The sequence below is a fragment of the Candidatus Zixiibacteriota bacterium genome, assembly GCA_019038695.1.
Classification (GTDB): Bacteria; Zixibacteria; MSB-5A5; order GN15; family FEB-12; genus B120-G9.
The window spans coordinates 1-13037 of record JAHOYZ010000013.1; the positions used below are offsets into that span (position 1 = coordinate 1).

The 13037-nt window shown below is 50.7% G+C and carries 11 protein-coding genes; 5 read left to right on the forward strand and 6 right to left on the reverse strand.

What is annotated here, in order from left to right; genetic code table 11:
* Positions 1 to 245 precede the first annotated feature (245 nt).
* Positions 246 to 1148, reverse strand: coding sequence for a tRNA epoxyqueuosine(34) reductase QueG (queG, locus tag KOO62_05895; GenBank protein ID MBU8933520.1), 903 nt, complete (start codon positions 1146 to 1148; stop codon positions 246 to 248).
* Positions 1149 to 1759: 611 nt separating this feature from the next.
* A complete protein-coding gene (locus KOO62_05900) occupies positions 1760 to 2257 on the reverse strand; it encodes a hypothetical protein (GenBank protein MBU8933521.1) in 498 nt (165 codons plus the stop codon).
* 295 nt (positions 2258 to 2552) lie between these two features.
* Here KOO62_05900 and KOO62_05905 point away from each other — a divergent pair, with 295 nt between their 5' ends.
* On the forward strand, positions 2553 to 3053 hold the full coding sequence (locus tag KOO62_05905; protein ID MBU8933522.1) for a transposase: 501 nt from the start codon (positions 2553 to 2555) through the stop codon (positions 3051 to 3053).
* Positions 3054 to 3645: 592 nt separating this feature from the next.
* On the opposite strand, the gene gltA is transcribed toward KOO62_05905, so the two are convergent.
* Positions 3646 to 5121: an NADPH-dependent glutamate synthase gene (gene gltA / locus KOO62_05910; GenBank protein MBU8933523.1), complete on the reverse strand. Its 1476-nt coding sequence runs from the start codon at positions 5119 to 5121 to the stop codon at positions 3646 to 3648.
* Positions 5122 to 5136: 15 nt separating this feature from the next.
* Complete coding sequence (locus tag KOO62_05915; protein MBU8933524.1) at positions 5137 to 6027, reverse strand: sulfide/dihydroorotate dehydrogenase-like FAD/NAD-binding protein; 891 nt, start codon at positions 6025 to 6027, stop codon at positions 5137 to 5139.
* A gap of 267 nt (positions 6028 to 6294) precedes the next feature.
* On the opposite strand from KOO62_05915, the gene rocD reads away from it, so the two are divergent.
* On the forward strand, positions 6295 to 7581 hold the full coding sequence (rocD, locus tag KOO62_05920) for an ornithine--oxo-acid transaminase (protein ID MBU8933525.1): 1287 nt from the start codon (positions 6295 to 6297) through the stop codon (positions 7579 to 7581).
* A gap of 40 nt (positions 7582 to 7621) precedes the next feature.
* On the opposite strand, the gene KOO62_05925 is transcribed toward rocD, so the two are convergent.
* Positions 7622 to 8587, reverse strand: coding sequence for a DMT family transporter (locus tag KOO62_05925; GenBank protein ID MBU8933526.1), 966 nt, complete (start codon positions 8585 to 8587; stop codon positions 7622 to 7624).
* 89 nt (positions 8588 to 8676) lie between these two features.
* Between KOO62_05925 and KOO62_05930 the strand changes: the two genes are divergently transcribed.
* The 3 genes from KOO62_05930 to KOO62_05940 all read left to right on the forward strand — a co-directional run bounded on the left by KOO62_05930 (position 8677) and on the right by KOO62_05940 (position 12254).
* Entirely contained in the window at positions 8677 to 10026 is a 1350-nt protein-coding gene (locus tag KOO62_05930; protein MBU8933527.1) for a nodulation protein NfeD, read from the forward strand.
* 18 nt (positions 10027 to 10044) lie between these two features.
* Positions 10045 to 10812, forward strand: a complete 768-nt coding sequence (locus KOO62_05935) for a slipin family protein (GenBank protein ID MBU8933528.1) — start codon at positions 10045 to 10047, stop codon at positions 10810 to 10812.
* Positions 10813 to 10892: 80 nt separating this feature from the next.
* A complete protein-coding gene (locus tag KOO62_05940; GenBank protein ID MBU8933529.1) occupies positions 10893 to 12254 on the forward strand; it encodes an SEC-C domain-containing protein in 1362 nt (453 codons plus the stop codon).
* A gap of 47 nt (positions 12255 to 12301) precedes the next feature.
* On the opposite strand, the gene KOO62_05945 is transcribed toward KOO62_05940, so the two are convergent.
* The gene (locus tag KOO62_05945; protein MBU8933530.1) at positions 12302 to 12982 is read right to left on the reverse strand and encodes a class I SAM-dependent methyltransferase; all 681 of its coding nucleotides are present in this window, start codon (positions 12980 to 12982) and stop codon (positions 12302 to 12304) included.
* Positions 12983 to 13037: the final 55 nt, after the last annotated feature.

Sequence of the window (13037 nt, forward strand, 5' to 3'; positions counted from 1 at the left end):
GAAGACAGTTTAGAATATCCAACGCCCTAATAACAGAACTTTTTCAACAAGCCCCTTGCTGTGGGTTCCATTCGTTGGGTGGCCAGCTCAAACTTGTTTGGGCTGGGTTGACCACCGCCATGCTTCGACTCCGCTCAGCATGACATCAGGCGAGAATGACAGAGAGCGGAATAACAATTATCGAAACTGAAGACAGTTTCAACCTATTCAATCTCGGTTTGGCAGAACCACCAAGGGATTCTGCCCTACAAATCCTGATTCATCAGAACAATACGAGCAACTTGCTGAAGTCCTTCCAATCGCGGCCGTGTGAGCGGAGTACCGGCAGTCAGATTGAGGAACTCCTCACGCGTAGTCATGGAGAGCACCCGTTTGAGATCAAGCAACTCCCCCACTCCGGCCGCAGATAGAAACTCGGCGTGGCGAGTCAGCTTGGCACGCCCATTATGCGGACACACTTTCTGGCAAATGTCACACCCAAAGAGCAGGTTGCCCATCTTGGCGGCCAAGTCCTCCGGGATTTGGGATGGACGTTCGACGGTCAAGTACGAAATACATTTGCGTGAGTCGATAACGTTGCCCGGCAGAATCGCACCCGTCGGGCAGGCATCCACACAGAGGGTACATTTGCCGCAGCGACCATGATTGCCACCGAACGGTTCATCCGGTTCCAATTCGACCGAAGTCAATATTTCCGAGATGAAAAACCATGATCCAAACGTCCGGTTGATCAACATGCCGTTCTTGCCAACAAATCCGAGTCCGGCTTTGCCAGCATAAGCCCGTTCAAGGAAAGGACCATAATCGACATACCAGAAAAAATCATGATCCGTCCGACTGCCAAGCGTATCCTGTATTTTGCTGATCAGATGTTTGGTCATACGACCAATGACCTTGTGATAATCCCGTCCGCGAGCATATCGCGCCACACGCCCATAGCCAGGAGCTGTCTCTTTCGAATCGGGTTGATAGTAGTTGACGCCCAGCATGATGATTGATTTGACGTTGGGGAGTGACAGCAACGGATCGACGCGACGATCCCGTGACCGAGCCATCCATTCCATATCGGCGTGGTGTCCCTTCTCCAGCCATTGATGCAGTCGCTCTTTGTCATCGGGCATAATATCGGGAGTGGTTATCCCTCCCATATCAAACCCGCAAACGAATGCAAGACGCTTGACAACTTCCGAGGTCAACATACGGATAGTATAACAAGTTTATGGGTGAACGACACGAAGATGTTTTGGGAATGGCGAATCGAGTAGATACCGTCTCCCGTGGGCGGCAGTATTCGGTAGGGCAGGAGCCCTGTGCTCCTGCCAACTTCTCAGGCTTGTCATTCCGTCCCTATTGTCATACCTGCGAAAGCAGGTATCCAGGCTTCTCACCCCAAAATGGCTTTGTTTGGTAATACGCGTTTTGTGTTTTTAGCGTAACTCCTTATCATTAGTTGCGTAAGGCAGATTCTCTTATAGTTTCAAGCCGTGAAATTGTAGTGAATATGAGACACTTTTCGTATTCCTTTTGGTATTGAATCGGTGTTTTTACTCGTGGATATTTCATACACAAGGGGTGGGGGCAAGATTCAGGGGAGATATTGTGGGGAAAGTGTATTATTCGCTTCCGTATGCCCGGCTCAAACTCGTTTGGCAGGCATCGCCTGTTTTTCTGAAGGTTCTTGTAGGGTGGGTCCGTCCTCGGACCCGCCATCTTCATTTGGTACTGTTCTGATTTGGGTTTGTCCCTGCTCAATGGTACTCTAACGGTCGGGATATATCGGGGTTGGGCCGGTACTGGTATCCAGCTTTACCCAGTCCGTTTGGCGAATGTAGTCTCTTAAGTACTCCACACTACAGTTAAAACCGCGACCAACTAACCATTCAGACAGTCTTTCTGTTGGGTTATACAGGCGAAAGCCATAGTAGTAATAAGCCGCCCCGTCAAGTCGCCGCCACTTGATAGAATCACCCTCGCAAAGCACCTGACCAGCCAACCGCTCCCCTATTCCCTCGCAAAGCAAGTATCTAACTCGCGTCGGATGAACCTCCCGATTTCCCTCGGTTCGAAGATTCTCAGTGACATATTCCTCTGCCTCCCGTTCGGACACATAAGTTTCAGTCACCAATGGCTGTTTAAGCTTAACGTATGCAAAAAACCCTGTATGCGGGGCCAACCCAGCCAGATGATGACCAGCAACAGCACTATTAAAGCTAAGGAATGCCTTACGCCCTTGATAGAATATAGACACTTCAGCCATTTGATGATTTGATCGTGAAACTGGGCCACAACCCCCATTATTGCGGCGATGACGAAGCAAAGCCACCAGGGCATATCGGCACCCGTCACTTTCCCGACCCCTGCGGCTGCAAAGCCTCCAGCAATCGCCAAGCCAATACTCCTGAACTGTTTCGCCATGTCTTATCATATATAAGCATGACCACATTTTCAAGTCTTAAATCTACCACCCTATTCCTCACCTCCTATCCAAATTAGGACAGTACCATTCATTTTGACTGACATCACCTGTCAGTCCGACCAACTACCTTGATTCCATGTCAAAGTTAATTCGTCACTTCTTGCCCGGACAATCCTGTTTCATTACTTCGGTAACCGCTAATCGAGAGCCCTTGCTTGTTCAGCACGCAAGACTGTTAGCGCGGGCGGTGAGAAGGGCAGGAAACAAGGACGATTTCAAGGTTGTTGCATGGGTAGTTCTGCCTGACCATTTTCATCTTATCCTCAATGCGCCGAACGGAGATACTTCGCGTATCATGCAGAGAATGAAGCTCTCCTTTTCAGGTCAATACAAGAGTCGAACAAGAATCGCTGGTTCTGTCTGGCAACCTCAATATTGGGATCATATTATTCGTTCACAGGAAGATATGAATCGCCACATTGATTACATCCATTACAATCCGGTAAAGCACGGGTTGGCAGATTCTCCGAAAGAATATCGGTTGTCATCGTTCAAGAAGTATTGTCGAGAAGGCAAGTGTGATTTGAATTGGAGAGAAATTGGGGACAGTTTTGGGAATCATGAGTATGGTAAGTGACTTGTTACAGTATGTGGCGGGTCCGAAGACGGACCCACCCTACATCGGTACCCCACAGAGCTACCAGCATCGGGCGGGATCCTCCTGTCCTCCATTTTCTCTACAACACTTCCCCTGAATCTTGCCCATGTTCCCTGTGTATGAAACGTTCACAAATAGCAATCACAGATTCAATACCGGAAAACTACAGAAAGCGCACCAGATTCACTACGTTTTCACCGCTTGAAACCACAAGCGAATTTGGTCTATTCGCCCAATGATAAGGAGTTACACAAAAACACAAAATGTGAATAACCAAACAAAGCCATTTGGGAAAAAGAAGACTGGATTCCCGCGTTTGCGAGGGTAACAGGGCGTGGAGAATTGATTGTCGAAACTGAAGACAGTTTCGACCTACTCAACTAAGTGTCAAGCCGACAAGTGGCTTGACCTACAAGACTGGATGCCGGATCAAATCCGGCATGACAAATCTGTGCATGGCACCCGACGGAAGACTTGCGGTAGACGAGGGCGTCTGCCGCCCACTGAACTAAGACTGAATTGGCAGGAGCGCAGGGCTCCTGCCCTACCGAACTTAACGACGGGCAAGCGGCTACTTCTTGACCTCTTTCATCAGGTACTCATGCATCGCACGGGCCGCTTTCCTTCCGGCTCCGGCCGCAAGAATCACAGTGGCGCCGCCAGTCACAATATCACCACCGGCAAACACACCCTTGCGGGAAGTTGCCATCGTGTCATCGTTGACCGTGATATTACCCCACTTGTTACAATCAAGTCCGGGGGTGGTCTGGGGGATCAATGGGTTGGAGCCGTTACCGATAGCCACAACCACAAGGTCGGCTTTAATGATGAAGTTCGATCCTTCGATTGGCACCGGGCGACGACGTCCGGAATCATCCGGCTCGCCAAGTTCCATCCTGAGACATTCCATTTCCTTGACCCGATTCTGGTCATCACCAATGAACTTGAGCGGGTTGCAAAGCATGTGAAACTGTATGCCTTCTTCTTTGGCGTGGTGGATTTCTTCAATTCGAGCCGGCATCTCCGTCTCGCTGCGACGATAGACGATATGGGCATTATCTGCTCCCAATCGTAGACCGGTACGCACAGCATCCATAGCGGTGTTGCCACCACCGAGAACGGCGATGTTCTTGCCCTGGATAATCGGAGTATCGTAGTCGTCAGGATCAAAAGCCCGCATCAGGTTGGATCGCGTAAGGTATTCATTGGCGGAATAGATACCGATGAGGTTCTCGCCTTCAATACCCATGAACCGGGGTAGTCCGGCTCCGGTGCCGACGAAAACGGCATCGTAGCCCATCTCGAACAGCTCGTCAATCGTATCCATCTTGCCGACAACGGTCGAGAGTTGGAAATCAACGCCCATATCGGCCATGAAATCACACTCAGCTTGCACGATAGATTTCGGGAGACGGAACTCCGGGATTCCATAGACAAGCACACCACCCGGTTTGTGCAACGCTTCAAAGATAGTAACGGCGTGCCCCAGTTTGATGAGATCACCGGCAACCGTCAACCCGGCTGGGCCGGAGCCAACAATGGCAACTTTGCGACCAGTAGAGGGAGCGATTTCCGGGAGTTTCACCAGCTTGTTATCGCGCTCGTAGTCGGCCACGTATCGTTCCAGATGACCAATGGCCACCGGTTTGTTATTCTTGCCCGTCACGCAGACAATCTCGCACTGTTCTTCCTGCGGACAGACACGACCGCAGATAGCAGGCAGGCTGTTGGTCTCTTTGATCTTGCGAGCCGCGCCAGCGACGTCCTTAGCAACAATGAGAGTGATGAACCCGGGGATGTCGATCTCTACCGGACAACCAGCAACACACGGCTGCTTGGGACATTCCAGACAGCGCAAGGCCTCCTGGAAAGCTTGTTCGTCAGTGAAACCAAGGGGTACTTCGTCGAAGTTCTTGCAACGAACGGACGGCTCCTGATTGGACATATCCTGACGCGGGAGCTTCATCCGCTCCTTGACCTTGAGCTTATTCGGTCCCTGAGGTTTCTTCTTCTTTTTCTTCTTCTTTTTCTTCTCTTCGTCGCTCATCGTTGCGGCACCTTCCTACTCCGTCCCGGACTGCTCATCGGGGTACTTAAATTTCCGGACCGATTCGGCCAAATTACACCCGGGGTCACCCAGAAGGTGCTTCATAGCCTTGCGCTCCTGTTGGCGATAGGCACCCAAACGCGCCGTAAGCAAATCAAAATCGACCAGATGACCATCAAAATCGGGGCCATCCACGCAGGCAAACTTGGTTTCATCTCCAATTTGCACTCGGCAGCCACCGCACATTCCGGTACCGTCGATCATCAGGGGATTAAGTGAAACCCAGGTCGGTACCTTGTATTTTCTGGTCAGGTTGCTGAGAAACTTCATCATCGGTACCGGCCCCACGGTCATAATCATACCGATAGAAACGCCATCGTCGAGGAGTTTCTTAAGCGGATCGGTTACAAAGCCATGATGACCGTACGAACCGTCGTCGGTACAAACGTGAAGCTCATCAGCCACAGACTTATGCTCTTCTTCATAGAATAAGAGGTCTTTCGATCTGGCTCCGATGATAGTGATAACCTTGTTACCGGCCTCTTTGTAGGCCTGGGCAATCGGATAGATCGGAGCGATCCCGATACCACCACCCACCACTATAGCGGTGCCCCATTTCTCCACATGGGATGGAAGTCCCAGCGGACCAACACAATCGGAGATTTCCTCGCCGACTTTGACGGTTGTCATCAGAGCTGAAGTCTTTCCGACCACCTGGTACACTATGGTCAGAAGCCCCTTGTCCCTGTCAAGCCCGGCAATGGACATGGGAACTCGCTCACCATGCTCGTTGACGCGCAGGATAACAAACTGCCCGGCTTTAGCTTTGGAAACCAACCGGGGAGTTTCCACCACCATCTTCCATATCATTGGCCCGATCTGTCTATTGTCTACTACCTTCGGCATCATTCCTCCAAGCTGTCAAGTCAGGCAATTATAGCGTCCACTTCCCCAAAATCAAGAGCTTTCTTAGCCATTTCAGCCTATTCTCACCGGTTTGGCAGTTGATCTGATCAAGCCGGAATCGGGTACAAAGAATAATGGAGAAGTGACCATTAACACCCGAAATTCGTAAGAACCACAGAAACTCCTCTTGAGTTTCTGTGAGGTCCGACATATATTCTCGGGCTGATATTTTGTTGATAGATTGGATTCCTGAAGTGGAGGTGAGCTATGGCTGATGTCAAAACTAAGAACAACCCAGTGATCGGTTTCTCCGGACTGCCGGACGAGACTATCCTGAACTACGAAAGTACATTCGGCGCTCACCACTATAGTAGACAGCAACTGGTGGTGCGCAAAGCCGAGGGAATCTGGCTGTACGACCAGAATGGAAAGAAGTACCTGGACTGCCTGGCAGCCTATTCGGCCGCCAACCAGGGGCACCATCACCCGAGAATCGTCAAAGCCCTGGTCAATGCCCTGCAGGGAAGTTTCGGTTCCGTGATCTCCAATGTTGTATTTACCGATTCTCTGGCCATGTTTCTCAACAAACTGGCCACACTGGTTCCGCAAATGGGGACTCGTTTCGGCGATAACGGCAACAAAGTTCTGCCCAAGTGTGGAGGTGTTGAGTCGGTGGAAACGGCGATCAAAATGGCCCGGTTCTACGGTTTCAAGAGCAAAGGCATTCCCGACGGCAAGCAGGAGATTATTGTCTTTAACAACAATTTCCATGGCCGGATGATTACGGTGATTTCTTTCTCATCGTCTCAGAAATACAAAGAAGGTTTTGGTCCGATGACACCCGGCTTCAAACTCGTCGACTACGGCGATCTTGACGCCGTTGAAAAGGCCGTAAACAAAAACACCTGTGGTATCCTGGTGGAGCCGATGCAAGGCGAAGGGGGCATGTATCGTCCCCCGGAGGGATTCCTCAAAGGTCTCAGAGACATCGCCGACAAGAACGACCTGCTGTTACTTTTCGACGAGATTCAGGTTGGCCTGGGACGAACAGGTAAAATGTTCTGTTTTGAGCATGAGAATGTCGTTCCCGACGGCATCGTGCTGGGCAAGGCCCTCTCTGGCGGATTGGTACCGCTGTCAAGCTTTGTCACCAACTCAAAATTGATGGACATGGCCTTCCAACCCGGACGTGACGGATCAACCTATGGCGGCTATCCGTTGGCCTGTGTGGCCGGTATCGAAGCACTAGATGTCATCATTGACGAGAAGCTGGTCGAAAACTCGGCCACCGTCGGTAATTATCTGGCTGACAAAATCCGCGACATAGCCTCGCGTTCATCGCGCGTCAAGGAAGTCCGTAACCGCGGCCTGTTTATCGGCGTCGAAGTCAATGATGGCGACGCGATGACTTATTGCCGGAAGATGCTGGACCTGGGCTTGATGGCTAATGACAGTCACGGTCATACGATCCGCATTAGCCCGCCACTGACACTGACCAAACCGGATGCTGACTATATCGTCGAACGGTTGGAGTCGGTTCTGGTAGATAAGTAGACGAATATCCGAGGATTATTACAAGGGTGATCGGCAACGGTCACCCTTTTTCTGTGGGCAGCACTGCTGCTCTCTTTTGGCTAACGGATCCAATATAGATGGCCGTGAGCGTTACAACGGCCCCAACAATCTGTAGCAAACCCAGCCGCTCACCAAAAAACATATAACCCCAGACAGTCGCCAGTACCGGTTGCAACAGCAAGGCCAACCCACCACGCGAGGCGGCGACTCGTGGCAAAGATCTTGATATCGTCCACCAACCGAGTGCCTGAACGACCAACGCCAATCCCGCCACGTAAAGAAACGACCGCGGACCGGGCGGAAGCATGGTTTCATTGGCATCGACGCCGGCAGCTATTCCAAGGAACAACGCAGAAAAAAGTGATGTCCAGGCTATCATTGCCGTGTAATTGACGCGTCCCTTTTGCCCGGTAGACCTGCGCACAACTTCTTCGCGAGCATGTCCCGCCAGTTTCAGCACAATCAGGTAATGTGCATACGCCACGCCGGTCAGCAGGCCCAAAACTACTCCCCGGATATAGATCGAAGAGAACTCGACATCACTACCGATTCCGATCAAGAGTACAACACCACCGATCGCTGAAAGAACGGCAATTGCAAAACGACGACCCAGGCGTTCCTTGAATACAAAGAAACCAAGCACGGCCGTCGCAAGGACTTGTGTGTTGGCCAGAATCGTGGCCATACCCGCTCCGCAATAAAGAATCGACTTGTGCCAGAAGTACAGATCAAGAAAGAACAAGAAGCCAGCCGCTATGGTCCAGCGCATAACCGACCACGGCATGAGAATCCGTTGTCGAGTGGCGGCGGTGGCAGCGAAGAGGATGACCGCCCCCAGCATTGTGCGCCAAAAACCGATAGCCGTGGGCCCCATCCCCAGAGGTTCAATCAGCTTCACGAAGATGGCGGCAAAACTAACACATGTAGCCCCGAAAAACAAGGCACCCAGAGCGCGTAGTTCCGATTGTTGAGGAATTGTATTCACAGAGTAATGATAGCTGTTTAGGGCGTCAAAGCAAAGAAACAGGATCGTATTTGAGTTGACTTTCGTCGTATAGTAAGTGATACTTCACTATGCGAACTAAGATGACCCTCATAGCGATTGTCTGGTTGCTCCTCTCCTTCTGTGTTATCTCTATCTATGCAACCGAAGACACCCTGCAGGTGGACACACTGGGTGTGGATACGCTGGACGTTGACTCTATTGCCAGTATCTATGAAGCACTGGTATACACAATGACCATCAACGGAGCGATAGGTACCGTGACCAATGACCGGATCATACTGGCTATTGAAGAAGCCGAAGACAACGATGCCGAATTGCTGGTCATTTTCCTTGATACGCCCGGAGGATTCACCAAACCGACCTGGTCGATCTGCAAGAGCATCCTCAACGCCCATGTTCCGGTCTGTATGTATATCGCTCCCTCGGGTGCGCGAGCCGGTTCGGCCGGGGTATACATGACGTACGCTTCCCACTTCGCCGCTATGGCCCCTTCGACCAACATCGGCGCGGCCCATCCCGTGGCGGGCGGGGGTGAGGAAGTTGACTCGTTGATGAATGAGAAGATCACCAACGATGCTGTGGCTCAAATCAAAGCCGCTGCCGAAGAACGCGGACGCAACGCCGAGTGGGCCGAGAACGCCGTCCGCGAGTCGGTATCGATCACTGATCGCGAAGCTCTTGAACTCAACGTCATCGAATTTCGGGCCGAGAATCTCGACCATCTCCTGGGACAGATCCATGGCCGTACGATAGACCTGCCGCGTGGTGCAAGAACGGTGAACTTGACCACACCTAGGATTATCACACTGGAGATTTCGCTGGTGCACAGGATTCTCCAGGTCATCACCCAGCCGGACATCGCCTTCATTCTATTTTCGATTGGTAGTTTGGGCATCATGCTTGAGCTATACAACCCCGGATCATATCTCCCCGGCGTAGTGGGTGCTATCTGCCTGATCCTGGCCTTCTATGCCTTTCAGGCTCTGCCGATTAACTACGCCGGACTGGCGCTGATTGTTCTGGCTATCATATTATTCATTGCCGAAATCAAAGTGGTAAGTCATGGAATTCTCACAATCGGGGGCGTGATCTCTCTCTTTTTTGGAGGGCTTATGTTGATTGATACGGTTGACCCTACGCTACAAATATCACGATCCATACTAACTACGATCGTTCTCCTTGTAGGTGCTGCCGCCGCAGGAGGCGCTTATCTGGTGATCAAAGCTTCTCAACGACAACCCTCCACTGGCAAACAGGGAATGATTGGCAAAACGGCTGAGATTCGAGCCAATGGAATGGCCTACGTCGACGGCGCCTTATGGAAGATTAAATCAACCGATGTTTTGACCGAGGGTGACTTCGTTGAGATAGTCGGCATGGATAAACTGACCCTAATAGTGAAGAAAACAGACGTGTAAATTGTGGAGGGAATGATTATGCAGATAGCACCTATTTTCTTAGTAGCGTTCTTTGGGCTGATACTCTTGTTCAACATGATCAAGATTCTCAAGGAGTACGAACGCGGCGTGATTTTTCGACTGGGGCGGTTGATCGGTACCAAGGGACCAGGACTGATTATTCTCATACCGATCATCGATAAGATGGTGCGAGTAGACCTGCGCGTGATAACCTACGATGTACCTTCGCAGGATGTTATCACCAAAGACAACGTTTCGGTCAAAGTCAACGCTGTGCTCTATTTCCAGGTTGTGGAATCAAACAAGGCAATTGTTCAGGTCGCCAATTTCTTTGAAGCTACATCCCAGATTGCGCAGACCACATTGCGGTCAGTGCTCGGTCAGGTGGAACTCGATGATCTTTTAACCAATAGGGACAAGATCAATTCCGAATTGCAGCAGATAATCGATGAGCAAACAGAACCGTGGGGTGTGAAGGTCAGTGTTGTCGAGGTCAAGAATGTCGATCTACCTCTTGAAATGCAACGCGCTATGGCCAAACAGGCCGAGGCCGAGCGTGAACGCCGCGCCAAGATTATCCACGCCACTGGAGAGTTCCAGGCCTCTTCGAAGCTGGCTGAAGCAGCCACGGTTATCGCCTCAGCACCCAATGCGATGCAGCTTCGATTCCTCCAGACTCTGACGGAAGTTGCCGCCGAGAAAAACTCAACTCTCGTGTTCCCGATTCCGATCAATCTTCTGGAGGCGATTCAGGTTTACGTGGACAAGAACAAGCCAAGCGAGTAGGGCCAAACCTACTGCACAATCTTCATTCCCGGCAGACATCCCCGTCTGTCGGGTAGCAAGATTTCTATAAGGGGGTTAATATGGAAATCAACAATCCACGCCGACGCCAGTTCGAACTTAAGGGCAAATTGGCAGAAGAGATTATCCATCATCTGGCTTACCAATCGTTTCTAAAGGAATGGTGTTATCCGAATCCAAAAGACGAGAAGGGCAAAGAGATCTGCGATTTGCTGGTCGTGCTTGACTCGTCAATTATTGTCATTCAGGTAAAGGACATTAAGTTCTCTGGCAACGAGGAGAGATACACCAGGAAAGCGATTGACGATCCGGTCAAGCAGGTTCTTGGTGCGGAACGCAGATTACTGGACTACGGATGCAGGGTGAAACTCAAGAACGCTCATGGCTACAGCCATACCTTTGATCCGAATGATGTATCAGAGATACAGCGAGTTGTTCTTACGGTTGGTGACGGATTTGTGCGACGAAAACTTGCAGTGGTAAAAAAGGGTAAGGTTATACACATTTTTGATCGCGATATCGCGACGATTATGAATGAACTGGATACCATCGCAGACTTCCAGCGTTACCTCAAGTGTCGAGAGAACTTCATCCTCGCCGAACACGCTCCAAGCTTGCTAATCATGAGCGAGCTAGATCTGTTGGCGACGTATATTCACGACGGGAAGTCACTCGACAAATTTACCAGGGCAGATCACGTCATAGTTTCCGAGGGATGCTGGGAAGAAGTAATCAGAAAGCCCGAGTATATCGCCAGAGTGCAGGAAAACCGCGTGAGCTATATCTGGGACAGCATAGTTGATTACTCTAGAGAATGTCCCGGAGATGAGTACAGAGAGATCGCCAAGGAAATGTCACGACCTGATCGCTTTCAGCGCCGGTGCCTATCAAAGGCTTTTCTTGGTGCTAGGGAGGAGGCATTTCTTGGTGCGAGGAAAGAGAAAAACACGGAAAGGGGTTCATTCACGAGAGTTTACGTACCAGACAGCACGACTACAACCTACGTGTTCATTGTTACTCCTGCATCTTGGGATCGTACTCGGCGCTCCGCGCGGTTAATAAACACATGCCTTGTTGCTCGTGATAAATATCGAAACAACAAGCGGGTTTTCGGTTTGGCAACGGACTACGATATGAGTAGCAATCATGTCTTTGAATTCGCGTTATTGGACTATCCCAAGTGGAGTAAACTCAACCAACGTGTTGCAGAGGACTTGAGAAAAGACCAAAAAATCCTTGTGAGACGAAATGTCCACCACGTCAGTGAGTCGGAGTATCCAGGTACTTCTATGCCACCTGAGCCGCCCGGAGAGATAACTCTTGCTGGTGCGCCACATCAGCCCAGAAAACGAAGGGAAATAGGTAGAAACGAGCCTTGTCCCTGCGACAGCGGCAAGAAGTACAAGAAGTGTTGTGGAAAATAAGCCGACCTGTCGAAACTGAAGACAGTTTCGACCTACGCAAGCTCCCCTCATCCCCGCTTTGTGTACATCACCATCCAACGCTGCAGATCGTTGTCGCGGATGTACTTGATGTCGTCGGCGTAGGGAGACAATGTCTCGCGCAATTCGGTCTCGTCGGGGAAGTTCTTGACCACCCAGAACTCACCTCCACCCGGTACCGTGCGCCTGCTGATACGGTTGCCGTCTTCGTCGTAGCGAACTTCCTCTTGTTCAAAAAAGTCGATCACAAGCATATCGATTATAATGACGCAGGCGCCTTTTTCAAGATGATCATGTAAAGCCTGCAAGAAGTCAGCAACTCGTTGCTTGGGAATATGCGACCACCAGTCAGCCATGAAGGCCACGTCGAATGAACCGGCTATCTTATCAAGTGCGTAGGCATCGACTTCCTCAAACCTGACCGGCGCTCCCCTGTACTCCTTTAGTTTAGCAAGCTCAATGACTGATGCGTTGACATCTGTAGCCACAACAGATCGGGCACGGGTTGTAAGAGTCTGTGTCCAGATGCCTGTTCCGCACGCAACTTCGAGGACATCCTTGCCGATGATCCTCTCTTTGATCTGGTCCAAGAGTGGCTGCATCAGAGTCTCGTGTTCTCTCTGTGAATGGTAGCTCATGTACTCATCATGCCACGGCGCCCGGCGATCATAGTAGACATTCATCTCCCTGATTAAGTCATCGCGGCTCATAGTTCAGTCTAAACCCTCAAGCACTGCCAATCAAGTTCACTCTGAAGAAAACGGA

What these genes read in the sequence shown, in the direction of transcription:
- KOO62_05900 (MBU8933521.1), bottom strand. Translation starts at nt 2,257, where the DNA reads ATGGCTGAAGTGTCTATATTCTATCAAGGGCGTAAGGCATTCCTTAGC.
- KOO62_05915 (MBU8933524.1), bottom strand. Translation starts at nt 6,027, where the DNA reads ATGCCGAAGGTAGTAGACAATAGACAGATCGGGCCAATGATATGGAAG.
- KOO62_05930 (MBU8933527.1), top strand. Translation starts at nt 8,677, where the DNA reads ATGCGAACTAAGATGACCCTCATAGCGATTGTCTGGTTGCTCCTCTCC.
- KOO62_05935 (MBU8933528.1), top strand. Translation starts at nt 10,045, where the DNA reads ATGCAGATAGCACCTATTTTCTTAGTAGCGTTCTTTGGGCTGATACTC.
- KOO62_05945 (MBU8933530.1), bottom strand. Translation starts at nt 12,982, where the DNA reads ATGAGCCGCGATGACTTAATCAGGGAGATGAATGTCTACTATGATCGC.
- KOO62_05940 (MBU8933529.1), top strand. Translation starts at nt 10,893, where the DNA reads ATGGAAATCAACAATCCACGCCGACGCCAGTTCGAACTTAAGGGCAAA.
- gltA (MBU8933523.1), bottom strand. Translation starts at nt 5,121, where the DNA reads ATGAGCGACGAAGAGAAGAAAAAGAAGAAGAAAAAGAAGAAGAAACCT.
- queG (MBU8933520.1), bottom strand. Translation starts at nt 1,148, where the DNA reads ATGGGAGGGATAACCACTCCCGATATTATGCCCGATGACAAAGAGCGA.
- KOO62_05905 (MBU8933522.1), top strand. Translation starts at nt 2,553, where the DNA reads ATGTCAAAGTTAATTCGTCACTTCTTGCCCGGACAATCCTGTTTCATT.
- rocD (MBU8933525.1), top strand. Translation starts at nt 6,295, where the DNA reads ATGGCTGATGTCAAAACTAAGAACAACCCAGTGATCGGTTTCTCCGGA.